The sequence below is a fragment of the Curtobacterium sp. ZW137 genome, assembly GCF_003762905.1.
GTDB lineage: Bacteria > Actinomycetota > Actinomycetes > Actinomycetales > Microbacteriaceae > Curtobacterium.
On record NZ_RJKS01000002.1, the window covers coordinates 799,612 to 824,475 of the forward strand.

18 protein-coding genes are annotated in these 24,864 nt (G+C 70.0%); 7 read left to right on the plus strand and 11 right to left on the minus strand.

The genetic code is table 11. From position 1 onward, the window contains the following. Positions 1-218 precede the first annotated feature (218 nt). From EDF55_RS08940 to EDF55_RS08960, 5 genes are all read left to right on the plus strand, one after another. Positions 219-2,090, plus strand: a complete 1,872-nt coding sequence (locus EDF55_RS08940; protein ID WP_123654572.1) for a hypothetical protein — start codon at positions 219-221, stop codon at positions 2,088-2,090. 240 nt (positions 2,091-2,330) lie between these two features. Next, positions 2,331-4,928 (plus strand): Ig-like domain-containing protein, encoded by a 2,598-nt coding sequence (locus tag EDF55_RS08945; protein WP_123654573.1) that lies wholly within the window; start codon positions 2,331-2,333, stop codon positions 4,926-4,928. 101 nt (positions 4,929-5,029) lie between these two features. Then, complete coding sequence (locus EDF55_RS08950; RefSeq protein WP_221180735.1) at positions 5,030-6,181, plus strand: glycosyltransferase; 1,152 nt, start codon at positions 5,030-5,032, stop codon at positions 6,179-6,181. Further along, positions 6,178-7,212 (plus strand): glycosyltransferase family 4 protein, encoded by a 1,035-nt coding sequence (locus EDF55_RS08955; RefSeq protein WP_123654574.1) that lies wholly within the window; start codon positions 6,178-6,180, stop codon positions 7,210-7,212. The genes EDF55_RS08950 and EDF55_RS08955 overlap by 4 nt, the downstream gene beginning before the upstream one ends. Positions 7,213-7,278: 66 nt before the next feature. Beyond that, positions 7,279-8,754: a polysaccharide biosynthesis tyrosine autokinase gene (locus tag EDF55_RS08960; protein WP_221180736.1), complete on the plus strand. Its 1,476-nt coding sequence runs from the start codon at positions 7,279-7,281 to the stop codon at positions 8,752-8,754. A 119-nt stretch (positions 8,755-8,873) separates the two neighbouring features. Here EDF55_RS08960 and EDF55_RS08965 read toward each other — a convergent pair whose 3' ends face one another. Genes EDF55_RS08965 through EDF55_RS08980 form a run of 4 tightly spaced genes read right to left on the minus strand, consistent with a single transcriptional unit; the run spans position 8,874 to position 13,787 of the window. Further along, on the minus strand, positions 8,874-10,145 hold the full coding sequence (locus EDF55_RS08965) for an O-antigen ligase (protein ID WP_123654575.1): 1,272 nt from the start codon (positions 10,143-10,145) through the stop codon (positions 8,874-8,876). Continuing rightward, positions 10,142-11,419, minus strand: a complete 1,278-nt coding sequence (locus tag EDF55_RS08970) for a hypothetical protein (RefSeq protein WP_123654576.1) — start codon at positions 11,417-11,419, stop codon at positions 10,142-10,144. Before EDF55_RS08970 ends, EDF55_RS08965 begins: the two co-directional genes overlap by 4 nt. Next, complete coding sequence (locus tag EDF55_RS08975) at positions 11,416-12,501, minus strand: glycosyltransferase (protein WP_123654577.1); 1,086 nt, start codon at positions 12,499-12,501, stop codon at positions 11,416-11,418. Before EDF55_RS08975 ends, EDF55_RS08970 begins: the two co-directional genes overlap by 4 nt. A gap of 17 nt (positions 12,502-12,518) precedes the next feature. Next, entirely contained in the window at positions 12,519-13,787 is a 1,269-nt protein-coding gene (locus EDF55_RS08980) for a nucleotide sugar dehydrogenase (protein ID WP_123654578.1), read from the minus strand. Between the two features lie 172 nt (positions 13,788-13,959). On the opposite strand from EDF55_RS08980, the gene EDF55_RS08985 reads away from it, so the two are divergent. Further along, positions 13,960-14,385 (plus strand): DUF3060 domain-containing protein, encoded by a 426-nt coding sequence (locus tag EDF55_RS08985; RefSeq protein WP_123654579.1) that lies wholly within the window; start codon positions 13,960-13,962, stop codon positions 14,383-14,385. A 20-nt stretch (positions 14,386-14,405) separates the two neighbouring features. Next, the gene (locus EDF55_RS08990) at positions 14,406-15,578 is read left to right on the plus strand and encodes an ankyrin repeat domain-containing protein (RefSeq protein WP_123654580.1); all 1,173 of its coding nucleotides are present in this window, start codon (positions 14,406-14,408) and stop codon (positions 15,576-15,578) included. Here EDF55_RS08990 and EDF55_RS08995 read toward each other — a convergent pair. From EDF55_RS08995 to EDF55_RS09025, 7 genes are all read right to left on the minus strand, one after another. Then, complete coding sequence (locus EDF55_RS08995) at positions 15,575-16,771, minus strand: glycoside hydrolase family 1 protein (protein ID WP_221180741.1); 1,197 nt, start codon at positions 16,769-16,771, stop codon at positions 15,575-15,577. The two genes, EDF55_RS08990 and EDF55_RS08995, sit on opposite strands and share 4 nt — an antisense overlap. Before the next feature lie 8 nt (positions 16,772-16,779). Beyond that, positions 16,780-17,652 (minus strand): alpha/beta fold hydrolase, encoded by an 873-nt coding sequence (locus EDF55_RS09000; protein WP_123654581.1) that lies wholly within the window; start codon positions 17,650-17,652, stop codon positions 16,780-16,782. Next, the gene (locus EDF55_RS09005) at positions 17,649-19,403 is read right to left on the minus strand and encodes an ABC transporter ATP-binding protein (protein WP_123654582.1); all 1,755 of its coding nucleotides are present in this window, start codon (positions 19,401-19,403) and stop codon (positions 17,649-17,651) included. The genes EDF55_RS09000 and EDF55_RS09005 overlap by 4 nt, the downstream gene beginning before the upstream one ends. Next, entirely contained in the window at positions 19,396-20,331 is a 936-nt protein-coding gene (locus EDF55_RS09010; RefSeq protein WP_123654583.1) for an ABC transporter permease, read from the minus strand. The genes EDF55_RS09005 and EDF55_RS09010 overlap by 8 nt, the downstream gene beginning before the upstream one ends. Next, the gene (locus EDF55_RS09015) at positions 20,328-21,308 is read right to left on the minus strand and encodes an ABC transporter permease (protein ID WP_123654584.1); all 981 of its coding nucleotides are present in this window, start codon (positions 21,306-21,308) and stop codon (positions 20,328-20,330) included. The genes EDF55_RS09010 and EDF55_RS09015 overlap by 4 nt, the downstream gene beginning before the upstream one ends. Further along, positions 21,305-23,029: an ABC transporter substrate-binding protein gene (locus EDF55_RS09020; RefSeq protein ID WP_260233354.1), complete on the minus strand. Its 1,725-nt coding sequence runs from the start codon at positions 23,027-23,029 to the stop codon at positions 21,305-21,307. The genes EDF55_RS09015 and EDF55_RS09020 overlap by 4 nt, the downstream gene beginning before the upstream one ends. Before the next feature lie 563 nt (positions 23,030-23,592). Next, complete coding sequence (locus tag EDF55_RS09025; RefSeq protein WP_185017267.1) at positions 23,593-24,693, minus strand: LacI family DNA-binding transcriptional regulator; 1,101 nt, start codon at positions 24,691-24,693, stop codon at positions 23,593-23,595. Positions 24,694-24,864: the final 171 nt, after the last annotated feature.

Genomic DNA, 24,864 nt, shown 5'->3' on the forward strand with positions numbered 1-24,864 from the left:
GTGGTGCTGAAGTCTTCCGGACTTGCGTCCGATGGGCTCAACTCTACTCCGGACTGGAGGCTCGTCAACTCTGGGAGCTGAAAGTTGCGTCCAAATGGCTCAAGTCCAAACCTTGCAGCCAATTCCGTTGGCGGCATACTGATATGTGTGTTTCATGTGTAGCGTTCAGGTGTCGCGTGCCGTAGATCGCGGCCCGAACAACACAGGAGCACGGAACCATGTCACAACACGGAACGCTCAGGGCGCTCGGCGCGACCGCCCTCGCACTCGCCACCGTCATCACCGGCATCAGCGCAGGGCCGGCTGGCGCGAACGCAGCCCCGCACCTCCGCGCTTCGTACGCCTACACGCCATCCGGTGTCACCTCGTCGGTGAGCGAGAGCGGCATCACCTACCACGGCACCCCGTCGTGCGGTGGGACCTGGGACACCTGCAGTCTCTACCTGTCGACGACGACGACCCACACCGTCGGGCTCGGCGACTTGTCGAACGGTGGCACCGTTCCCTGGCCGGCCTCGATCGCCCCGGGGGCGACGGCGACGCTGTACGTGATGAGCCGCAACTTCTGGCAGTCCCAGGGACACCTCTCTCCTGCCGTTCCCATCACCGTCACCCGCCCGGGCAGCGTGACCCCGCCGCCGGTACCCGGCGGTGGGCTCGTCACCACCCCCGGGTACGACTACACGATGGACGCGGGCACCACGAAGAAGAACCTGCTCGTGCCCGTGCAAGCGCGGGCCGACCTGAAGATCTCGGACGGCACGCTCGCGCTGACCGCGCCGTCCGGCACGACGTTCACGCCGGGCCAGACCACCCTGCAGGGCCGCTACACCACCGGTTCGAACTTCGAGTCCGCACCGTGGCTGAACGCGGTCGGCGAGGTCTCGGCCGACGGCAGGACCTTCATCGGAGTGACGAAGGGGGCGAAGGACACGACCATCGCCGAGAACGCCTACATCGCCTGGCAGGTCAGCGTCGACGCCGCACCCGCGACCGACGACGGCACCGGAACGCTCGGCCAGCGCTTCGTCGGCTCCTCGAACCTCGGCTCCTTCAACGTCGCCGGGACCTCCCGGGTGGCGATCACCGGTGTCACGCCGCCGACGCCGATCGACGGGTCCTTCGACCCGGCCGGCGTCGGCACTCCGGCCACCGTCCCCGCTGGCACTGTCCAGCCCGTGCACTTCGGCGCCACGGTCACCGAGAAGGTCACCGGCATGCGGGACACGAAGGTCGTCCTCACGGCGCCGCGCGGTACCGCGTTCCCCGAGGGCGCGACGACGCTCACCGGCGAGTACGCGTCGGGAGGAGGGTGGAAGCGCACCGATTCCCTACGCGTCACCGGTTCGTTGAGCGCCGACCGCACGACGTTCACCGGCACCATGCCCGACTCCGGCCACGGCTTCGAGCTCCCCACGGGCTACAGCGTCCGCTGGAGCGTCCCCGTCGCCGCTCCCGACGACGCCACGAGCGGCGCCGGTGACCTCGGCTTCACCGTCACGACCACCGTCGGCGAGAAGCCCTTCCGGATCACCGGCGCATCCCGCGTCACCGTCGAGCAGTCCGTGCGCCCCATCACCGCGAAGGTGGACTCGGTCGACGACGCCGCGCGCACCGCAGCAGTCTCCGGGACCGCGACGAAGGAAGCCGAGGTCCGCGTCGGCAACACGATCATCGCGAAGGCGGACACCGACGGGAACTGGTCCGGCACGGTCACGAACCTGGTCGTCGGCAAGCAGGACGTCAGCTTCGCTCAGTACCTGCGCGGCGAGGAGGTCGACGACACCACGATCCCCGTCGAGGTGAAGCAGCTCGAGCTCGCCCCCGTCACGGTGACCACGCGGACGGTCAGTCCCGGGGAGCAGAACACCATCACCGGCACGGGTGAGCCGGGGGCGACCTTCCGGGTCCTCAAGGCCAACGGCAAGGAGATCGCCCCTGGGGCACACGTCGTCGGCATCGACGGAACGTGGTCGTTCGACCACGTGGTCGCTGCAGGCTCCAAGCGCTTCCGGTTCGTGATCGAGCAGTCGAAGTACGGGCAGACCGTCCCGAGCGAGCTCTTCACCGTGCCGGCCGACACGAAGTAGCAGCACGCGGCGACGATGCCGCATCCACGAGGGCCTGGGGCCGGCGCGAGCCGGCCCCGGGCCCTCTGCCGCGCACGGCCGCCTCGTGGAGACGATCGCACTCGGTATGTTGATATCTGTATGATGTGTGTGATATTTTCTTGGAACGCGGCAAGCCTCCCGGATGGGCCGCGTGTCTCCTGTTACCCGACCCGGCCACCCGACACCACGGCACCGGGCCATCACAGAAAGCACACACCCATGCGAAAGCACAAGACCCTCAAGGCGTTCGGCGCGACGGCGCTCGCCGCAGCCACCGTCGCCTCCGGCCTCAGTTTCGGCGCTACCGCCGCCTCCGCCTCCGCAGCCCCGACCTCGACCGCAGCCACGGAGCGATACGAACCGTTTGTGTACACAGCGAACAAGAATTGGTATGCCGGCGTCGTCCAGAAGAGCCCGGAATGGGCCCACGACTTCAAGTGGGTTAAGTACCCGACGGAAGCGGCCGCTCGTGCGGCTGCAGTCAAGATCAGCGTGCCGGCCATCGGCACCCCGAGCACCCTCAAGGTCGAAGGCCAGGACCTCTGCCTCGCGCTGTCCAACACCGCGTTCGTGGGCTGCTCCAGTACGAGCAGCGACCAGAAGTTCGTCCTCTCCTCGAACGGCCAGCTGGCTCCGCAGAGTGCGCCTTCGAGACTCATGTACTCGGAAAGCACGGGCACGAACATCGAGTTCGCTGCGGTAGGGACCGCGGCTGCGGTCCTTTCGGCGGGATGGACGAATCCCGTCGACAATGGCGGATTCGAGCCCTCGCCGGGGTACGACCACGAACTCGAAGCAGGCAAGTCGATGGTCATGTCGGTACCGGTGTTCACCACGACCGCTGTCACGGTGGAGGGCGGTCTGCTCGCGCTCCAGGCACCCGAAGGAACCACGTTCGCCAAGGGGCAGACCCTCCTGAAGGGCCGCTCCGGCGACGGGGGACGTTGGTTTGACTACCCGGCACTCAATGTCACTGGTTCGGTCTCGGCCGACGGGAAGTCCTTCCGCGCGGCACTCCCCGAGAACGTCTCGCTGCCGACCACGATGGTCTTCTCGTGGCTGATCAACGTGACCGCTGACGCGGATGCACCGGACTCGCACGGCCAGCTCAAGCAGAGCTTCGTCGGCACCTCGAACCTCGGCACGTTCATCGTGAACGGGAACACGAGGGTCACCGTGAAGGCGAGCAAGAACGAGTTCACCGCGGTCGGCGCCTTCGCGGACGACGTGACGAAGAAGGCCACGATCAGCGGCACCGGCGTGGACGGTTCGACGATGAAGCTCTACGCACCGAACGGTGACGAGATCGACTCGCAGACCGTGTCCGACGGGAAGTACTCCTTCTCCGTGACTGCGCCGGGCTCCGGTGTCCAGACGTTCAAGGTGTCCCAGACCACGGACGGCGTCGAGTCGCCGCAGAAGGACGCCCCCCTGGACTACGGCAACGCCGTGGCGATCACGGGTCCGGCCACGGGCAGTGTGACCCCGGGTGATGTCACCGTCACCGGAACCGGTGTCTCCGGGTCGAAGGTCACCATCACCGGTGGCGCGAAGACGGTCACCACCACCGTCGGCACGGACAACACGTTCTCCGCTCCGGTCGAGATCGCCCCGTCCAGCTCGATCACGAACATCACCGTGTCGCAGCAGTCCAAGGGCAACCTGACGACGACCGCAGCGGTGAAGGTCACCGCGGACGGCAAGCAGGAGGCCACCGGCACGGCCATCACCGGCCCCGCGGACGGCGTCTACGAGCCGATGAAGACCACCACCGTCACCGGCACTGCGACCCCGTACGCGACGGTCGTCATCACGAACCAGTGGAACGTGTCGATCGCGACGGTCACCGCGGGCAAGGACGGCACGTGGTCCTTCGACCGTGTCTACGGTCCGGCTGCGGAGTACCAGCTCACCGCCACGCAGACCCGTCTGGACGGCAGCGGGAGCAAGTCCGCCGCGTTCGCGCTCGCACCGCTGGGTTCCTTCAAGAACCTCACGATCGACAACGAAGCACCCGCGACCTACACCGCCGGCAAGGACTACACCTTCACCGGTACCGCGACCCCGGGCGCCACGATCACGGCCACGAACCAGTGGGGCACGAAGGTCTTCGAGACCCGCGCGAACCAGTCCAACGGCACGTGGACCTCGACCCGCCAGTACGGTCCGACCGCCGAGTACACCTTGACGTTCGTCCAGAAGGCTCTCGACGGCAAGACCGACAAGCGTGAGGGCTTCGTCCTCAAGCCGCTCGTCACCGAGACCCCGATGACGATCACCAGCCACAAGGACGGCGACTCCTACCGCCCGGGCTCGAACACCTTCACCGGCGTCGGCGCGCCAGGCGCCACCGTCACCGCCCGGAACCAGTGGAACACCGTGATGGGCTCCGCGACCGTGAAGGAGAACGGCGACTGGGCATTCGAGCGCACCATGGGCCCCTCGGCGCCCTACACGCTCACCTTCACCCAGACCAAGGACGGCAAGACCATCAACACGGTCCCGCTGAACCTCGCCGCCCCCGTCGTCCAGGACTTCGCCCTCACCAGCCCTGCCGCCGGTGACACCTACACGCCCATGAAGGCCACCACCTTCACCGGCAAGGCATCCGCGTTCTCGAAGATCACCGTCACGACCACCCTCGGCACCAAGGTCTTCGAGACCGAAGCCGACCAGAAGGGCGATTGGTCGTACACCCGCGCCTACGGCCCGACGAACACCTACACGCTCAACTTCGACGAGACCACCACCAACGGCACCACCACCCGCGTCCTGAAGAACTTCATCTTCGCCCCCGACGCACCCGCCACGAAGTAACACCCACCACCAGCACCACCCAGCACCACCCGATGGGCGGCAGAGCACACCAGCCCTGCCGCCCATCGGCACGACCACACCTCCCGAACGCAAGGAACCCGATGTCCCAGCAGCAGCAGCACACCCCCTGGTCCGGCGCCGTCCTGGCCTACCCGATGCACGGCCAGCGGAAGCTGTCCGACGAGGGCTACCGGACCCGCGACGGCCACGTCATCGAATGGCTCGGCCGCTCGTTCGGGTCCCACGGCGGCGTCGACGTCGTCTCCCGACCCGAGCCCGCGATCGCCCGACGCCCCCGGTCGGACCGCAGCCTCGCTCCGGGAACCCACCCGCACGAGACCCGCACATTCCGCTTCCCCAATCCCTTCTCCCGCCGACGCTGGTGGGTCACCGCCACCGCCGCGTACCCACGGATCGAACACATCGCGGATGCGACGCCGGCGATCGTCTGGAACCCGTTCACCGCGCTCGCGCCAGCAGGAGCGACACCGTTCGCCGACTCCCGCGTGACGGTCCTCGACCTGCTCGACGACTGGTCGAAGCACTACGCCTTCGCGCCGATCGCGGCGCACGTCGAACGCGCCTACGCCGCGGCGTTCGAGCGCGCCACCCACGTCACGGCCAACGCCGAGGGCACCGCGGAACTCGCACGACGCTTCGGCCGGGACGACGTCATCCTGGTCCCGAACGGCTGCGATCCCGAGCGCTTCTCCCCGAACCACACCGCGACGGGCCCCACGACGGTCGGCTACGTCGGCAAGATCGGCCGTCGCCTGGACCTCCCCGGCATCGTCGCCACCATCACGGCGCTGCCGCACGTGCGCTTCGTCTTCGCAGGACCGATCCTCGACGCCGAGTACCGGGCACCGCTCGCCGCACTCGGCAACGTCGAACTCCTCGGCGACGTGCACTACTCCGACGTCCCAGAACTCCTCGAGGGCTTCGACGTCGGCTGGGTCCCGCACCGGGTCGGAGCGGGAGAGGTCGGCGGCGACATCATCAAGACGTACGAGTACCGCGCCGCCGGGCTCCCCACGCTGACCACCCCGGTGGCCGGAGCCGGCACCCGTGGCATCGACGGCGTCACCACCACGCGCATCCACGAGCACGCCGAGGTCATCGGCGACTGGACCCGGAGCGCCACACGCGTCCCCCGCACCCCGACCACCATCCCGGTGGGTGCGACGTGGCGGGACAAGACCGATCTCATCACCGACCTCCTCGTCGGCAGCTCCGTCGGCGTCTCCCGATGAGGGTCACGCTCGTCGCCGCCCCGCTGATGGCCCGGAGCGGCGTGTACCGCTCCGCGGTCGACCTCGTCACGACGGCGCGCGCGGCCGGCCACGACTGGCATGCGGTGCTCGGCGTCCGCCCGGAGGCCGCCGGCATCCCCGTCGAGGACGACCGGCTCACCGAGCGCGTCGTCACGGAGCACGGGCGGCACCTCCTGCCCGCGGTCGACCGACTACTCGACTCCGACGCCGTCCGGTCCGCCGACGTGATCGTCTCGCTGATCCCGCAGTCCGACATGGTGATCGCCCGGCGGCAGGACCTCCTCGCGAAGCGCCGCGTGGCGTGGGTCCGTGGGCTCCCGTGGCCCGCGGTCGGGGAACAGCACGGTGCGCGCCGGGTCCTGCTGTCCGCGATGGAGCGCCGCGCCCTCGCCCGGTTCGACGACGTCTGGTCCACCACGCCGCTCCTCGAGGCCCAGCTCGGGCACTCGGGCCGCGGCAGCATCGTGCCGGCCGGTGTCCCGCTCCTCGCTCGCGGTCGCTCCCGCGCGGAGGCGCCGATCGTCTTCGCCGGGCGACTCTCCACCGAGAAGGGCGCCGACCTGTTCATGCAGATCGCCGCGCGCACGGGGGTGGACGCACGCATCCACGGGACCGGCGCGCTGGAGGCGGAACTGCACCGGGCCTCCCCACCGAACCTCGCCTGGGGCGGATGGCGAGCCGCTGGCGACATCTGGGCCGACGCCGGGGTGTGCGTGGTCCCGTCGCACCGCGACGCCTTCGGTCGCACCCCGGTGGAGGCGGCGAGCGCCGGGGTGCCCGTCGTGATGAGCGACCAGGTCGGGGTGGCACCGCTGCTGTACACGGATACCGAGCTCCGCGACCAGCTGGTGTTGCCGATCGGCGAACCGGATCGGTGGGACGCCGCGATCCGACGGCTTCGGCAGGACGACCTGTTCCGGAGGCGAGTGGTCGAGCACGGGTGGGCGAACGCGCAGCACCTCACCATCGAGGCGTCGTTCCATGCGGCCGTCTCGGCCATGCAGAATTGACATATCAGGTGTTAGAATAACAAACGCAGTGACTCACACCCGACCGACGACCCGAGCGAGGCAACAGTGACCATCCAGGACTTCATCCGCATCCTCCGACGATCCTGGTTGCTCGTGACCGCGTTCGTCGTGATGGCGATCGGGCTCAGCGGCGGCCTTGCGGTCCTCACCACGCCGATGTACAGCACCTCGACGAAGCTCTTCGTCTCCGTGCAGTCGCAGGGCGCGACGGCCAGCGACCTCGTGCAGGGCAACAGCGCCGCGCAGGGCAAGGTCCAGAGCTACGTCGACATCGTCACCAGCGCCAGCGTGCTGCAGCCGGTGATCGACGAACTCGGGTTGAAGACCTCGGTGCCGTCGCTGGCGAGCCGGATCAACGCCAGCTCCCCCGTCAACACCGTGCTCATCACGATCACCGTGACCGATTCCGACCCCGCTCAGGCGGTGAAGACCGCGACCGCGGTGGGCGAGAGCTTCAAGGACGTCGTCGGCAACGACCTCGAGGTCCCCACTGCCGGCGGCCCCAGCCTGGTCAAGATCGGGACGGTGCAGCCACCCGTCGAACCGTCGAAGCCGTCCTCCCCCAAGCTCTCGATCAACCTCGCTGTCGGGCTCCTCGCCGGCATCCTGCTCGGCACCGGCGCAGCGGTGCTCCGCGCGACGCTCGACACGAAGATCCGCCGCCAGGACGACGTCGAGGCCGTCACCGATGCGCCGATCCTCGGCGGCATCCAGTTCGACCCGGGCGCACCGAAGCGACCGCTCATCGTGCAGGTCGACCCGCGGAGCCCCCGTGCAGAATCGTTCCGCACCCTCCGGACGAACGTGCAGTTCATCGACCTCGACGAGTCCACGCGGAGCTTCGTCGTGACCTCGGCGGTGCCCTCGGAGGGCAAGTCGACGACCGGGGCGAACCTCGCGATCGCGATGGCCGAGAACGGCGCACGCGTGGCGATCATCGACGCCGACCTCCGCCGTCCGCGCCTCGCGGAGATCCTCGGTGTCGAAGGCGCTGTCGGGCTCACCGACGTGCTCATCGGGCAGGCGGAGATCACCGAGGTCCTGCAGCCCTGGGGCCACGGCGGCCTGCACGTGATCCCCGCCGGGCGGATCCCCCCGAACCCCAGCGAACTGCTCGGCAGCGCGCGCATGCGGGTCCTGCTCGAAGAACTGACCACCGAGTTCGACTACGTCATCATCGACGCGCCACCGCTCCTGCCGGTCACGGATGCGGCCATCCTCAGCCGCCTGACCGGCGGTGCGCTCGTCATCTCCGCAGCCGGACGCTCGACCCGCAACCAGCTCCGTGTCGCGATCGACGCGCTCTCGAGCGTCGGCAGCCGGACCCTCGGCATCGTCATGACGATGCTGCCGGCGAAGGGCGCGGGGTCCTACGGGTACGGCACCTACTACGCGTACTACGGCGAGCGCGCCGGCGACGACGCACTCGACCCGAGCGAACTCGTCCCGCGACGCGGGCGGCGTGCAGCGCCGGCGATGCCGAGGAGCGAGCGCCGGCTCGCCAGGCAGGATGCCGGGTGACCACCGGACTGGAGGTCCGGCGCGGCCCCGCAGCGCCCGGTGCGTCCGCGGTCTGACGACACGACAGAGCCCCACCCGCTTCTCGCGGGTGGGGCTCTGTCGTGCGCCGGGCAGGCGCGTCAGGCGTTCTGGACGGTGCGCTCCGCCTCGGCGGGCCGCTCCACGTCGCGTGCGGTGGGCAGCGCGAGCACGACCATCAGGAGGAAGAAGACGACCGTCCACCCGAAGTAGTCGAACGAGAACAGCGTGACGAACAGGATCAGCAGGAACGCCCGCCGGGTGCGGTCGCCCCGGAGGAACGACGTCACGAGGAACCCGACGACGAGCAACAGCCCGATGAGTCCTTCCGTCCCGAGGGTCGTGACGAGCTGGTTGTCGATGATCCAGAACCCGTTCTGCGGGAAGAGCCCCCGCTGGTACAGCAGCATGTCCGTGCCGTAGCCGCTCCCGAACAACATCTCGAGCGGATCGCGTCCGAGGAGCGCCGGGACCGCTTCGAACGCACCGGCGCGGTTCGTGTAGGACCCGGAGCCGAGGAGCCGGTCCACCGACGCGCCGAGTGCCGGCCAGAAGACCACCAACCCGAGGAGCACCCCGACCGTCACGATGAGGATGCGGACGGCCCGCCCTGTCGCGTCAGAGGTCCAGAGGAGGAACCCGAGCGCCAGGGCGAGTGCGATCAGGGTGGTACGGCTGCCGGAGAGGAGGACCCCGGCGGACAGCGCCGCACCGATCGTCACGGACAGCAGTCGCGGCCGCTGTCGTGCCGTCGCGATCAGTGCCACGAAGGCCAGCCCGAGGACGATCGAGTACGGGATGGGGTGGCCGAGCGTGCCGGAGACGCGCAGCAGTGATCCGGGGAGCACGGGGTTCCGCAGGGACGGTTCGGACCCGTCGGCGTAGAGCCGGTTCCCCCACGGGATCGGGCGGTGCGTCACCGCGAACTCGACGAGTCCGAGGCCGGCCTCGACGACGCCGATGGTGATGAATGCGGTGAGGAGCATCCGGCGTTCCCGGGCGGTGAAGCCGCTGACCGCGACGAGTGCCAGCACGGCGAGGACGGCGAGTCGGGTGAACTGCAGGGTCGCGAAGGACGCGTTCAGGATCGTCACGGTCTGCACGACGACGAGGAACACGACCGCGATGGCGATCACCGGGCCGCCGCGGGCGGGGCGGCGTCCGCCGGCGAGCAGCCCGATCAGGAGCACCGCCGCGCTCCCGAAGACCACGGCGTCCCGGACGATGGCCGGTGCGGCGGAACCGGCACCGACGAGGAGCAGGACCAGCGCGAGGACGACCGCGGCCCCGCGACGTGCGTCCACCGGGACGAGCACGATGCCGGTGGCGACTGCGGCGAGCGCTGCGAGGCCGACCAGCGCCGCGAGGATCACGACCGGAGCCGTTCGGCGTCGGTGCAGCCCCTGGCGCTCTGCGCGGTTCCGCTGCCGGCGCCGCTCGGCGCCCGGACGGCCCGTGCGAGGATGCCCCACTGCAGGACGAGTCCGACGAACTCCGCGATCACGAGCGCTGCCATCGTTCCCTCCGCACCGGCGAGCACGCCACCGAGGACCGCACCCGGGATCCCGACGACCGCCGAGGACGCGGCAGCCCAGGTCGAGGCGTCCGCGCGGCCGAGTGCGACCAGCGCGAGGCCGAAGCCGCGTGCTGCGCAGACTACCGCGACGAGCAGCCCGGCGATCGCTGCCAGGGCGCCGTCGACGGCGACCACGCCGGTGAAGAGCACGGCGACGAAGGTCGGCATCGCGGCGAGCACGAGGACACCGGCTGCTGCCCCGAGACCGATGTTCATCAGCACGACTTGGACGGCCCGTCGCCGTGCGATCACCTGGTCTTCGACACCGACCCACGTCTGGAGGCGCTGCGGGACGACGGCGAGGAACTGGAGCCCCATCCGGAGCGGCCGGTCCACGGCACTGAAGGTCGCGACGGCCCCGGGGGCGACTCCGGCGAGGAGCGCTGCCGGGAGCGCGCGGTAGAGGGTGCTGATCGTCCGTCCGAGCATCACGACCGACTGGGAGCGGGCGGTCGACGGTGCCGCGCGGAACGCCGCACGAGACGGCCAGGCACGGACGCCGGCAGTCCGAGCGGACAGCAGCACGGTGAGCGCCGCCGCCGCACAGAGTGCGGCTCCGTAGGACTCGAGCGGAGCGCCGAGCGCGATCGCACCGGCGGCCGAGAGCGCGAGGGTCATGCGCGGGAGCGCCTCCACCAGGAGGATGGTCGCCGGTCGGCCGAGTCCGGTCCAGTACCAGGACGGACTGAGCGCACCGCCGAGGATGCCGAGCCCGAGCAGGACCGCGGCCGTCCGGTGCTCGTGCGCAAGCGTGCCGCTCGCGACGGCGACCGGCAGGGCGAGGACCCCGACGGCGACGAGCCGGGAGGCGAGGGCGCGCTCGTAGAGGCCGCTCGCTGCCGCGCGGTCCCTCGACACCTTCTGGGGGCCGACGACGACCCAGCCGAGCTCGCCGATGACCGCACCGGCGAGCCCGACGGACAGCGCGACGGCGACGCTCGCCCACCCGGCGGCGCCGTACTGCGACGTGACCGCGGGGATGACGACGAGCGGGGCGAGCGAACCGAGGAGTGGGGCTCCGACGTACAGCGCGAGCTGGGCGCCGATCCGGGTGACGCGACGGGCGTTCACCGGGGGCCGCCCGCGACGAGTGCGGCGAGTCGTCGGGAGAACCGGTCGAACCGCACGGCGACGAAGTCCTCGAGCCGTGCCGCGAGCTGCGCGGTGTGCGCCCGGGCGCTGTCGGTGGTGAGCGCGTCGAGCTCGATGTCTGCGAGCGCGCTCGTGATCGCGTGTGCCGAACCCGGATCCGTCTGCACCAGCAGCGGGCCGGCGATGCGCGCGAGTTCCTCCACCGCGGCTGAACGCTGCGTGACGACGACCCGTCCGGCGGCGAGTCCCTGCCAGACCTTGTTCGCGACGACGCTCGTCGCCTTCGTGGACGACCCGAACACCCCGAGGACGACGTGGTGGCGCTCGACGAGTTCGGCGAGCTCGGACTCGGACACGGCGTCGAGGAACGTGATGCGTCCGCGCAGGCCGAGCTCTGCGGCGCGCTGTTCGATCGCGGCGCGCCGCACACCGTTGCCGACGAACGTCGCGGTGAAGCGACGGGTGGCGGTGAGCTCGGCGAGGGCGTCGACGACGAGCTCGGTGCCGTGCAGCGGGATGTAGTTCCCGTAGTAGAGCACGCGGAGCCGGGAGCCCGGTCGGATCGGAGCCGTCGAGCCCGCCCAGGCAGGCGCGCCGACGGGGAGGTCGAGCACTTCCCGGCCGGTGACCGCGGAGAGCGCGCGCGCTCGGACCGCCGTGTCGGTGACGACGAGGTCCCCGAGTCCGGTGGCGATCGCGTCCTGCAACGCGAACCGACGGGCACGGGTGCTTCCGGCGGCGACCGACCCCCAGTCCTCGACCGCGGTCTCGTGCAGACCGATGAACCGGTCGATCACGACCACCGCGCGGCGGAGTCGTCCGACCAGCCAGACGAGCGGCGCGTGCGTCAACCGCATCTCGGCGAGCATGACCACGTCCGCTCCGGCCGAGGCACGCCACAGCCCGTGGAGGTCCTGCCGGATCCGCCGCAGCCGCGATGACGCCCGGGACTGCGTGACGACCACGACCTCGGCGTCGAACCGGTCCTGGAACGCGGCGCGCACGCGGGCGTTCCGCGGGTAGGTGACGTCGTGGACGCCGTACTGCACGATCTTCAGCATGGTGATCGGGTCCCGCGTCAGAGGACGACGACGGAGCCGCCGGCGCCGAGCGTGTTCCGGGTGTCGAGCGTCGGGATGCCGCGGAGCAGCTCGAGGTCGACGCCCTCGTGTTCGGTGAGCACGATCGCAGCGTGGATCGTCGGGATCAGCGCCGGTGTGAGGTCGGCGCGGATGACCGACGTCGGCCAGCGGTGGTCCTCGACGTGCGCATCGACACCGACGAGCTCTGCCCCCATGCACGTGAGCAACTCGATCACCCGGGCGGACGGTGCTTCGCGCGTGTCCCCGGAGTTCTTCTTGTACGCGAGTCCCGCGAGCAGGATCCGCGATCCTCGGACGGGGCGGCCGGCGTCGTTGAGCATGCCCGCGATCCGCTCGACCACGTGGTCGGGCATGTGGTCGTTGACGTCGTTCGCCAGCTCGACGAACCGGAAGGTGCGTCCGAGCGAGCGCTTGACCTGCCACGACAGGTAGCTCGGGTCCACCGGGAGGCAGTGACCGCCGACGCCGGGTCCTGGCGTGAACTTCATGAACCCGAACGGCTTCGTCGCGGCCGCGTCGATGGACTCCCAGACGTCGACACCGAGCAGGTCGGCGAACACGGCCAGCTCGTTCACGAGGGCGATGTTGACGTGGCGGAAGGTGTTCTCGAGGAGCTTCGTGAGCTCCGCCTCACGCGTGCCGGACACCGGGACGGTCGTGTCGACGAGCGCGCCGTAGAAGTCCTGCACTCGCTCGAGCGAGGCGGCGTCGATCCCGGAGACGACCTTCGGCGTCTCGACGAACCCCCACGTCGCGTTGCCCGGGTCGATCCGCTCCGGGCTGTACCCGAGGTGGAAGTCCCGACCGGCGGTGAGCCCGGAGACGCGCTCGAGGATCGGCAGCACGAGCTCGTCCGTGGTGCCGGGGTAGGTGGTGGACTCGAGGATGATCGTGCCGCCCGGCCGGAGGTGCTCGGCCAGCGACGCCGCGGACTGCTCGACGTAGCTGAGGTCGGGTGCGGCGTCCCGGAGCGGGGTGGGGACCGTGATCACGGCGATGTCGAAGCCCTCGACGAGCGAGTCGTAGCAGTCCGTGGCGACGTACTGCCCGGATGCGAGCGCCCTCCGGACCTGGGCATCGGGGACGTCCTCGACGTAGGACCGGCCCTCCTGCAGCGCTGAGGACCGGCGGACGTCGACGTCGATGCCGATCACGTCGTAGCCGACCTCGACCGCACGCATGGCGACGGGCAGTCCGACGTACCCCTGTCCGACGATCACGACGGTCTGGTTGCGAGCTGACATGGGGGCTCCTTCTGAGCGCATCGGGTGGTGCACCGCAAGCACGGCCACATCCCCAATCTAATTTCACATGCGAGATATTGCAATGCTTGACACTGAATATTGACATGTTGGACACTGATGAGGCGCGTGCCCCATCGAGCCGCGCCGATCACACCCGAACCAAGGAGCCCTCATGCGTGCCCGTACCGTCATCGCCGCCCTCGCCGCCACCGTCGCCCTCGCCGGCCTGACCGGCTGCGCCGCGAGCCAGCCCGACACCGCGAAGCCGACCTCGAGCACCTCGACCGCGCCGAGCGTCGCGAAGACCGTCTACGACGAGTGCGTCGACGGGCAGGCCACCGTCCTCGCCTCGAAGCTCACGGGCGACTTCTCGCTCGAGGGCGACTGCAAGACCGTGAGCATCGTCGGTGCGGCCAAGAAGGGCACGACGATCACCCTCCCGGCGCTCGACCTCCTCGTCATCGAGGGCAACGCCACGAAGGTCACTGCGGACTCCGCTGCGAAGATCGTGTTCGCCGGCAACGACAACGTCGTCCAGCACGGCGGTCACGCCGAGGTCGAGGACCACGGCACGGGCAACTCCGCGACCGAGCGGTAGGCCCCGGTAGTCTCGACCCCATGCGTTGGTCCCGAGTGAACTGGCCCGCGGTGGGCTACGTGTCGCTCGAGGACTTCGACGGCCACGCCGAACACCTCGCCCGCCTCCTGGAGGACGCCCCGCCCCCGATCGCCGCTCTCGCGACGGTCCGGTGGAGCGACTCCCGGATCGCGAAGTGGACCGTCGAGCCGGCGCACCGGCACGCAGCGGCCGAGACCGACGACACCGCTGCACTCCCGGACCACGGCGAGCCCGACCCGGTGGTCCTGCACGCGCAGGTCATGGTCCGGAACGACGAGGTGCTCGACACCGCAGAGGGTCTCTGGCGGCGCTGGAACCACGCGCGCGTCGCACTGCGGTTCGAGGACGCCGTGATCGATCCGACAGTGCTCGAGCCGGAGGCGCTGCTCGCCGGGGACGCACACATCGCCCGTGGAGAGATCGAGCACGTCGGTCGGGACGGCTGGGAGCTCCGGCTCCTCGTCTCCCCCGTCGGCGAGGTCGCGATCCGCTTCACCGACGTCACCGTCGAGGTCCGGAGCGTCAACGAGGAGGACTTCACCGACCTCGAAGCACGACCGGCACGCGGGTGGCACGGCCCGGTGCCGGACGGCTGGGTGGAGTGGGCGGACGAGGTGGTCCGTGCCGCGGCGTACGGCGACCTCGGCGGCCTGCACCTGGCCGACGACGCGAGCGACGTCGACGACCTCGACCCGCGCTGGGGCTTCGCCCCGCTGCACGCCGCCGCGTGGTTCGACCGCCCCGAGATGCTCTCCGAGCTGCTCGGCCGCGGCGCATCGATCGACCTGCCGGACTCCGAGGGGCGGACGCCGCTCACGTTGGCGATCGACCGGGACGCACGGGCTGCGGTCGACGTCCTGGTCGCGTCGGGCGCCGGCCTGGAGGCCCGGGACAGCGACGGCAACACGCCGATCGTCCGCGCTGCTTGGGGTGGGCACGCGGCGATCGTGCGCAGCCTCGCCGAGGCGGGCGCGGACACCACGACACGGGGGTCACGTGGCGCGACGGTGCTGATCGCCGCGGTGGACTCCGGGGACGTCGACACGGTGCGCGCCGCGCTCGAGCTCGACGTGGACCGGGACGCCCGGGACGACGAGGGCTCGACCGCCGCGGACCGCGCAGATCTCCTGCGCGAACCGGCGACGGCCGAGCTGCTGGCGTCGGGTTCCTAGTCGGCCTGGGACTCGAGGGCGTTCGCCGTCGCGACACCGCCATACCAGTGCGCGGACGGCTTCGGGGTGCGCTCGAACGTCACCGGGTCCCAGGACACCAGCCCGAAGGTCGGCCGGAAGCCGGACGCCCACTCGTAGTTGTCGAGGAGGGACCAGTGCTGGTAGCCGAGCACGTCGATGCCGTCCTCGATGCAGCGGTGGATCCCCTCGAGGGCACCCTGCGTGTAGGCCTGGCGGCGGGTGTCGTCGGCGGTGGCGATGCCGTTCTCGGTGATCATCAGCGGCACGTGGCCGGAGAGTTCCCACGCGCTGCGGAGACCGTCGGCCGAGGCTTCCGGGTAGAACTCCCAGCCCGTGAGGGTGGTCTCGACGTCGTCCCGGACGGGGAGCGGACCGTTGGGGCCGATGAACGTCCGGGTGTACGCCTGGACACCGAGGAAGTCGTCACCCGCGGCGTTCTCCAGGTACCAGTCGTCGCGCGGGTAGCCGTACTCGCGGAGCATCTCCTCGGAGCCGGGCTCACCCGACGCCTTGAACGCCTGCGTCGCGATGGTCCAGCCCGACTTGATGCCGTCCACCTGCGACAGGACCTCGCGGGAGCGCTTGTGCGACGCGAGGAGTGCGTCGGCCACCCCGAGGTCCGGGTTCGGCAGGCCGAAGGCGACCAGGTTCGCGGCGTCCTCGCCACCCGCGAGCATCGCCGCGATGTTCGGCTCGTTGATCGTGCAGACGTAGCGGACGCCGTCCTGGACGACGGGGAGCGCGGCTTCGGTGTACCGGGCGAACAGGTCCGCCGCGTCGGGGGCGCGCCAGAAGCCGTCGCGCTCGAACCAGCGCGGCACGGTGAAGTGCATGAGCGTGACGATCGGCTCGATGCCGAACTCGTGGCACGTCTCCACCATGCGCCGGTAGTGGTCGACCTCGGCGCGGCTGACGAACCCGCGCTCGGGCTCGATGCGCGCCCACTCGATGCTGAAGCGGTAGGAGTTCAGCCCGAGCTCGGCCGCGATGCGGATGTCCTCGCGGTAGCGGTGGTAGCTGTCCGCGGCGTCGCCGGACGGCTCGACGATCGTGGTGTCCGGCTCGTGCTCGTGCACCCACCAGTTGCTGTTGACGTTGTTGCCCTCGATCTGGTGGGCAGCGGTGGCCGCGCCCCAGAGGAAACCGTCGGGGAAGCTGAGCGTGGTGATGATGGGTCCTTTCAGTGCTTCGCCAAGAACGCATCGAAGACGGCGACCGTCCCGAGCGGGTTCTCGACCTGGGGGCCGTGGTAGCTCTCCGGGATCACGACGTACTCGGCGCCGGTGTCCTCGGCCATCGCGCGTTGCCACGGGATCGGCCAGGCGCCGTCCCACTCGCCGTGCGTGACGAGCACCGGGAGGCCGGTGGCGCGGAGTTCGGCGGACGCGTCGGTGTGGTCCTCGAGGATGTGGCCGCCGGCGGTGACGCTGAGCGGGCTCGTGGCGTCGAACCGCTCACGGACCATGCGGACGTCGTCCGGGAGCTCCTCGTCCGGGCGTCCGGCCCAGAGCGGGTTCGTCGCGTCGAACAGGGTGCGGTTGTTCCCGCCGGTGTCGTGCATGATCGTCAGCTCGGTGACCTTGCGGTACGGCCAGCCGTACGGGCCGGAGCAGAACTGCACGACGTCGCGGAAGGCGCTCGGGTCCTGGATCGCAGCCGCACGGACGATGACGCCGCCGAGGGAGTGCCCGATGAGGTGCACGGGCGCCCCGTCGTCGAGCAGCCGTGCGACGCGCACGACGTCGGCGGCCTCTGCCTCGAGCGCGTAGTCCCGCGGCTCCGCCGGAGCTGCCGAATCGGCCTGACCGCGACGGCTGATCGCCACCGCGGTCCAGCCGGCATCGCGGAGGAGCGGCATGAACGTGCGCCAGTCCTCCTTCGAGCCGGTGTACCCGGGGACGATCAGCACGGTGCCCTTGCTCGCGCCGTCCGGGACGACGCGGTACGCGGTCAGCCGACCGATCGGCAGGTCGATGCCGACGACGTCGACGCCGTCCGGGGTGGGCAGGTGCCCGAAGGACGGGACCGCCTCGAAGTCGTGCAGCGTGGTCAAATCAGTCCCTCCGCGAGCCGTCGGCGCGGGTTCGGGACCGCGTCGAGCAGGTCGATCGTGTAGCTGTCCTGCGGGTGCTGCAGCACGTCGGCGGTCCGGCCGCGCTCCACCACGGCGCCGTCGTGCAGCACCATGATGTCGTCGGTGATGAGCCGGGCACTCAGCAGGTCGTGCGTGATGTAGAGGAGCGAGACGCCCCACTGCTCGCGCAGGTCCTCGAGGAGTGCGAGCACACCGGCGCGGAGCGTGACGTCGAGCATCGACACCGGCTCGTCCGCGATGATCACCTGCGGGTCGCTCGCGAGCGCCCGGGCGATCACCACACGCTGCCGCTGCCCGCCGGAGAGCTGGTGCGGGAGCTTCTGCGCGAACTGCTCCACCGGGGACAGCCCCACGGTCTCGAGGAGCTCGAGCACCCGACGACGGGCGTCCTTGCCGCGGAGCCCGGTGTAGTTCACGACCGGACGGGTGAGCGTGTACTCCACGGTGTGCAGCGGGTTCAGGGCCGCGTACGGGTCCTGGAACACCATCTGCACCTCGGAGCGCAGGTCGCGCAGGCCTCGGCGTCCGAGCTTCGCGACGTCGAGGTCACCGAAGCGGACGGTGCCCGAGGTGGGCTTCTCGACGCCGGTGAGCATCTTCGCGATCGTCGACTTGCCGGAACCCGACTGGCCGACGAGCGCGAGGGACTGCCCCGGCTCGAGCGTGAACGAGACGTCGCGGACGGCGCGGACCGGGTCCTCACCGCGACGCGGCGGGGCGTAGGTCTTCACCAGGCCCTCGACGACGATCGGGTTCTTCGCGGCACTGCGCTCGCGGGAACCGACGGTCGCGTGCGAGGTCGTCGTCTCCTGGCGGCTGGCACCGGACTCCCCCCGGAGGGAGCGGTCCGGGAAACCGGGCAGCGAGACGACCTCGGCGCGCGGGTCCGCGTAGTGCGAGAGCAGCATCTGCGTGTACTCGTCCTGCGGGTCGCGGAGGATCTCGCGGGAGCCGCCGTCCTCGACGATCCGGCCCTCGTGCATCACGAGGACGCGCTCCGTGGCCTCGAGCACGATGCCGAGGTCGTGGGAGATCAGCACGGCGGTGAAGCCCTCGGACCGCTGCAGCTCGATGATCGTGTCCATCACCGCGTGCTGCACCAGGACGTCGAGCGCCGTGGTCGGCTCGTCGAACACCATCAGCTGCGGCTCGAGGGACAGCGCCAGCGCGATCGAGACGCGCTGTCGCATGCCGCCGGAGAGTTCGCCCGGGAACCGGGCGAGCATCGAGTCCGGCAGCTTCACCTTGCCGACGAGCTCCCGCATCCGGCTGTCCCAGCGCTCGCGCGGGACGTGGCCGTGGGCCTTGAAGATGTCGATGAAGTGGTTCCGGATGGTGCGCACCGGGTTCAGCGCGTTCATGCCGGACTGCAGCACCATGGCGAACCCGCCCTGGCGCTGCTGCCGGAGCGCCTCCTCGTCGAGGTCGCGGATGTCCTTGCCCGCGAAGACGATGCTGCCGCCGTTCGTGCGCGCCGGCGGCTTCTGCAGACGGGTCAGCGCGTAGCCGAGCGTCGACTTGCCGGAACCGGACTCACCGACCAGGCCGACGAACTCGCCCTTCCGCAGCGAGAACGACACGTGGTCGACCGCTTGGACCGCGGTCTGTCCGGCCGATTCGTAGACCACCGACAGGTCACGGACGTCGAGCAGGACGTCCGCAGCCCGCGGGGCGGAGTCGGGCCGAGCCTCCAGGGTGGATTCAGGCATTCTTTCGCTCCTTACGGGGCCGCGCACCCTCGCGCAGTCGCGGGTTGGACACGGCGTCGACGCCGAAGTTGATCAGGGTCAGGCTCATCGCGAGGAGCGCGATGCAGAGACCCGGGGCGAACAGCAGGATCCACTGACCGGTGAGCAGCGCGTTGGAGTTCTGCGCCCAGTAGAGGATCGTGCCCCAGCTGACGATCGAGGAGTCGCCGAGGCCGAGGAACTCCAGGCCGGCCTCCGCGAGGATCGCGCTCGTCGCGGCACCGAAGAACGAGCCGACGATGAGCGAGGTCATGTTCGGCAGGATCTCGCGGAAGACGATGCGGGTCGCACCCTCACCGGAGAACTGCGCCGCCGTCACGAAGTCGCGACCGCGGAGCGACTGCGTCTGGGAGCGGAGCACGCGAGCACCCCACGCCCAGCCGGTCACCACGATGACCGCGATGATGACCGCGATCCCGCCGTTCTGCAGGTAGGCCGCGATGACGATCATCAGGGGCAGCCCCGGGATGACGAGGAACAGGTTCACGATGAACCCGATGACCTCGGCGATCCAGCCGCGGACGTAGCCCCAGCTGAGACCGATCGCGACGGCGACGAGCGTGGACAGGATGCCCGCGACCGCACCGACCATCACGGAGATGCGTGCGCCGTAGATGATCTGGGAGAGGACGTCCTCACCGGCTGCGGTCGTGCCCATCCAGTGCGCCCACGTCGCGTCGGCGGAACGGGCGAAGCCGTTCTGGGACGCGCCGTACGGGGCGAGGAGGGGTGCTGCGAGCGCCACGACGACGAACACGGCGAGGATGATGATCCCGATCCGGGCCTTCGTGTTGCCCCAGACGACGCCGAACTGGCGGGCTGCACTCTTCCATCGGGACGGAGCCTGCTGCTCCGGTGCGTCTTGCGTGCGTACTGCGACAGTGCTCATCGTCGAGTCCTCGGGTCCAGGACGCCGTACAGGACGTCCACGATGAAGTTGGCGATGAGCACCGACACGGTGATCATCAGGAACAGTGCCTGCATGAGCGGGTAGTCCTGCCCGATGACGGCGTTGAAGAGCAGGTAGCCGATGCCCGGGTAGCCGAACACCTGCTCGACCAGCACCGAACCGCCGACGACACCACCGAGTGCCAGACCGAAGCCGGTCAGGTTCGGCAGGATCGCGTTGCGGGCGGCGTAGCGGATCGCGACCGTGCGGCCACGGAGACCGTTCGCCTCGGCGAAGGTGACGTAGTCGTCGCCGAGGGTGTTGATCATCGCGTTGCGCATGCCGATGATCCAGCCGCCGAGGCTCGTCACGAGGATCGTCACGGCCGGCAGGATCGCGTGCTGCAGGGCGTCACCGACGAAGGCGCCGCTGAGGCCCGGTGTCGTCGTCGCCGAGTACGCGCCCGTGGTCGGGAACCAGTGCAGGACGTAGCCGAGGAAGAACAGCAGCAGGAGCGCGGTCCAGAAGTACGGGAACGTCGACATGAAGCTCCCCGACAGGGTCGGGAGGGAGTCGAGCCAGGTGCCGCGCTTCCACGCTGCGCCGACACCGATCAGGGTGCCGAGCACGAACGCGATGATCGTGACCAGGCCGACGAGGATCAGCGTGTACGGCAGCGCGCGGGCCACCAGCGACCCCACGTCCTGCGGGTAGAACGTGTAGCTCACACCGAAGTCGAGCGTCACGACCTGGTGCAGGTAGCTGACGTACTGGTCCCACAGGTTGCCGGTCGGGACGCCGAGCTGGGCCTCGATGGCCTTCTTGGTGGCGTCGGTGACCGGGCCGTTCTGGCTGAGCTTCGCCAGGGCCGCGTCGGTCGGGCTGCCCGGCATGAGTCGCGGGAGCACGAAGTTCAGCGTGACCGCGGCCCAGAGGGTCAGGACGAAGAGGACGAGTTTCTGGAGGATGTACTTCACTTCTGCTCCTGGAGGATCTTGCGTCCCGCGGCGCTGTCGCGCAGTCGGAGCTTGGAGAAGATGAGCAGCGGAGCCGAGTCGTAGTTCTGCGGCGCCATGTACGGGTCGTCCGCACTCGGCCACCCGACGAACTTCGACGTGTTGAACAGGCCCCAGAGGCCGCCGTAGTACATCCCGATCACGGGCAGGTCGTTGTACACGACCTCCTGCAGCTGATCGAGGATCTCCTGCTGCTTCGCGGTGTCGGTCGTCGCCTTGTACTCGTCGAGGAGCTTCTGCGTGTCGGCGTTCTTGTAGCGCTCGTAGTTGTTCACCGTCGACTTGCCGACGGGCTGGTAGAAGTCGGAGCTCAGCAGGGAGTTGAACGCCTGGTAGACGTCGCCGTTGCCCATGCCGCCCATCGCCATGTCGAAGGTGCCGTTGTTGATGTTCGACTGGTACCCGGCGGGCTGCGGCGCGCTGATCGTGACCTTGATGCCGATGGCGGTCAGGTTGCGGCGGACCTCCTGTGCGGCGCGGAGCCAGTCGGAGTAGCCGTTCGCGGTCATGATGTTGATCTCGAGCTGCTTGCCGTCCTTGACGATCTTGCCGTCCTGGACCGTGTAGCCGGACTTCTCGAAGCTCGCGATCGCGGCCTTCGTGTCCTGCGTGACGACACCCTTGTCCGGGATGCTGTCGTTCACGTACTGCTCCTGGTTCGGCAGGATCAGGCCGGTCTGCGCCGCCGCCTTGAGGTTGCCCTCGGTCGCGGTCTCGGCGATGTCGTCACGGTTCAGTGCGAGCGAGATGCCCCGGCGGACGTTGACGTCGTTGTACGGCGCCTTCGTCAGGTTCGGGATCAGGCCGATCACACCCCCCGGCGGGAACCAGTACGTGTTCGTCTTGGAGGCTGCACCCCACGTGCCCTGGACGTCGGAGATGAACGCGTACGCCCAGTCGTAGCCACGCGTGACGGTGTCGAGCTGCGTGTTCGTCGCCGGCAGGATCAGGTGCTTGATGGCGATCTTGTCGGCCTGCCAGTAGGACTTGTTCTTGTCCATCGAGTACTGCTGGTCGGTGTAGTTGCCGAGCACGAACGGGCCGGTGCCGACCGGGTTCGGGTCGCGGAACGTCGTCGGGTCCTTGACGTCCTTCCAGTGCTGTTCACCGAGGATGTACGTCTGCCCGATGATCGTCAGGCTCGGGACGTCCTCCGACTTCAGGTGGAAGATGACGTGCTGGCCCTGCTGCTCGATGCTCGCGATGTGCTGCCAGGCACCCTTGAGGTCCATCGCCGGGAACTTCTTCAGCAGGTCGAACGTGAAGACCACGTCCTTCGCGCTGAAGGCGTCACCGTTGGACCACTTGACGCCGCTGCGGATCGTCATGTCGATCGTCTTGGCGTCCGGCTGCGTCCAGGAGCTCGCGAGCCACGGGTTGCGCTTGCCGTCGAGGGGGTTCACCTCGATGAGGGGCTCGTACATCCACTTCGACGCGGTACGGGCGTTCGCGATGTACGGGTTGAAGTTGCGGTCGAACAGCGGGTTGCCGTGGTCCGCGTTGATGAGCATCGTGTCCTTGCCGATGCTCGGGTCCGGCTGGGACCGGACCTGGATGCTGCAGCCGGTGGCGGTGAGGGCCACGATGGCGAGCCCGGCGAGGGCCGCCATCAGGCGTCCGCGCCGGCCACGGCGTGCGCCGGGGACGCGCGGGGAGCGCGTGCGCTGTGGGGGAAGCGTCATTGCTCGGTCGACCTCCGTGTCGAGTGGGTACCGGGACAATGTATGCGCTTACATCGCGCTTTGCAACCGGGGGTTTGTGGTGCACCCCGGAACGCCGCGTGCTCGGCGTGCGCCGGCTCCGCGCACGCGGCCCTCGAGCGGCCACGGCGTGCCGCCGACGGCCGCCGACGGGCGCTGAGATCGCACGGCGTGCCGCCGACGGCCGCCGAGGGGCGCTGAGATCGCACCTTGTGTCGCGTCAGGCGCACCGATGCGACAGTTCGTGCGATCTCGGCGGGCAGCGGGCGGGTGGTGCTGCCGCTCAGCGGGACTGCCGGGAGGCTCGGCTCGGCCCCGCCACGGAACACGCGCGATCCGTCCCATCTCGGCCGCTCTGGGAAGAGGAAACGCGCGTTGGTGGTGGGAAGTTCCGACCCCCCACGCGCGAAACGACTCACCACGCACGGAACGACCCAGGGGCGCGGCAGCGGCGCGGCAGCGCCGCGGCGGCGCGGCAGCGGCGCGGCAGCGCCGCGGCGGCGCGGCAGCGGCGCGGCAGCGCCGCGGCGGCGCGGCGCGCGGCGCTAGAGCGCCGGGGGGCAGCTCTCGCGGAGGAGCACCTCGACGGGGAGGCGCACCGACCGCGGCGGCCCCTCGGTACGCTCGAGCCGGTCGACGATCGCCGCCACGGCAGCCCGCCCGAGCTCGCCCATGGGCTGGTGCACCGTCGTCAGGCGCGGGGACGAGAACCGTCCGGCGTCGATGCCGTCGAACCCGGTCACGACGACGTCCTCCGGCACGCGCAGCCCCCGCGCCGCGACGGCGTCGAGCACGCCGAGCGCCGACTGGTCGTTCGAGCAGACGATCGCCCGCGGGGCTGCATCGGCGAGCAGGGCCGCCGCGAGCTCCCGCGCGCGGGCCCGGCCGAAGTCGCCGTGGACGGTCCGCACCGACTCGACGGGGAGGCCGTGGTCGGCGAGCGCCGCCCGGAACCCGGTCCACCGCTCCATGTCGTCCGGGGAGTCGATGGGACCGGCGACGTACGCGATCGAGTCGATCCCGAGCCGGCCGATCACGTGCGAGGCCACGGTGCGCATGCCGGCGGCGTTGTCGACGCTCACCGAGTCGAACCCGTGCGAGCGGCGGTCGTCGGCGAGCACCACGACGGGGATCCGGCGGGCGACGTGCTCGAGCAGCTCGTCCGGCACGGTCTGCGCCAGGACCGCGAGTCCGTCGACGCGGCCGGCGACGTCGTTGACGATCACGTCGCGCGAGGGTCCACGTCCCGCCGCCACCATGAGGGCGAGGCCACGCTGCCAGGCCTCGGTCTCGGCGCCGCGGAGGACCTCGTCGAAGTACAGGTTGGACGCGAAGGGCTGCGTCACGTGACGGCGGTCGTCGACCACGCGGACCCCGCCGTCGGTCACGAGCCCCGGTCGCTCGTCCGGGACCACGTCGAACCCGGGCAGCAGCAGCCCGATCACCCCGGTGCGCTTGCCCGCGAGCGCCCTGGCGTTGCCCGACGGCACGTACCCGAGCGTCCGGATCGCTGCCTGCACGCGGTCACGGGTGCCCTCCCGGACGGCGTCCGGGGTGCGGAGCACACGCGAGACGGTGGCGATGGACACACCCGCCGCGGAGGCGACGTCGTAGACCGTGGGAGGTGCGGTGCGCTGCTCGCTCAACCCGTGCCTCCCGTCCGTCCGTTCGTCGACGCCGGGAGTGAGCCGCCCCGACAGCGGACCATCCTAGGCACCGGTCCCCGACACACTTCTCCACAGCGCGGTGTGGACCCTTGCGTTCCGCGGACGCAGCGGACCACACTGGGGCGACCTCAGTACGTCCCGTGGGGAAGC

Excerpts from the sequence above, each read along its gene's own strand:
- EDF55_RS08940 (WP_123654572.1), top strand. The coding sequence starts at position 219 with ATGTCACAACACGGAACGCTCAGGGCGCTCGGCGCGACCGCCCTCGCA.
- EDF55_RS08945 (WP_123654573.1), top strand. The coding sequence starts at position 2,331 with ATGCGAAAGCACAAGACCCTCAAGGCGTTCGGCGCGACGGCGCTCGCC.
- EDF55_RS08950 (WP_221180735.1), top strand. The coding sequence starts at position 5,030 with ATGTCCCAGCAGCAGCAGCACACCCCCTGGTCCGGCGCCGTCCTGGCC.
- EDF55_RS08955 (WP_123654574.1), top strand. The coding sequence starts at position 6,178 with ATGAGGGTCACGCTCGTCGCCGCCCCGCTGATGGCCCGGAGCGGCGTG.
- EDF55_RS08975 (WP_123654577.1), bottom strand. The coding sequence starts at position 12,501 with ATGCTGAAGATCGTGCAGTACGGCGTCCACGACGTCACCTACCCGCGG.
- EDF55_RS08980 (WP_123654578.1), bottom strand. The coding sequence starts at position 13,787 with ATGTCAGCTCGCAACCAGACCGTCGTGATCGTCGGACAGGGGTACGTC.
- EDF55_RS08985 (WP_123654579.1), top strand. The coding sequence starts at position 13,960 with ATGCGTGCCCGTACCGTCATCGCCGCCCTCGCCGCCACCGTCGCCCTC.
- EDF55_RS08990 (WP_123654580.1), top strand. The coding sequence starts at position 14,406 with ATGCGTTGGTCCCGAGTGAACTGGCCCGCGGTGGGCTACGTGTCGCTC.
- EDF55_RS09005 (WP_123654582.1), bottom strand. The coding sequence starts at position 19,403 with ATGCCTGAATCCACCCTGGAGGCTCGGCCCGACTCCGCCCCGCGGGCT.
- EDF55_RS09010 (WP_123654583.1), bottom strand. The coding sequence starts at position 20,331 with ATGAGCACTGTCGCAGTACGCACGCAAGACGCACCGGAGCAGCAGGCT.
- EDF55_RS09020 (WP_260233354.1), bottom strand. The coding sequence starts at position 23,029 with ATGACGCTTCCCCCACAGCGCACGCGCTCCCCGCGCGTCCCCGGCGCA.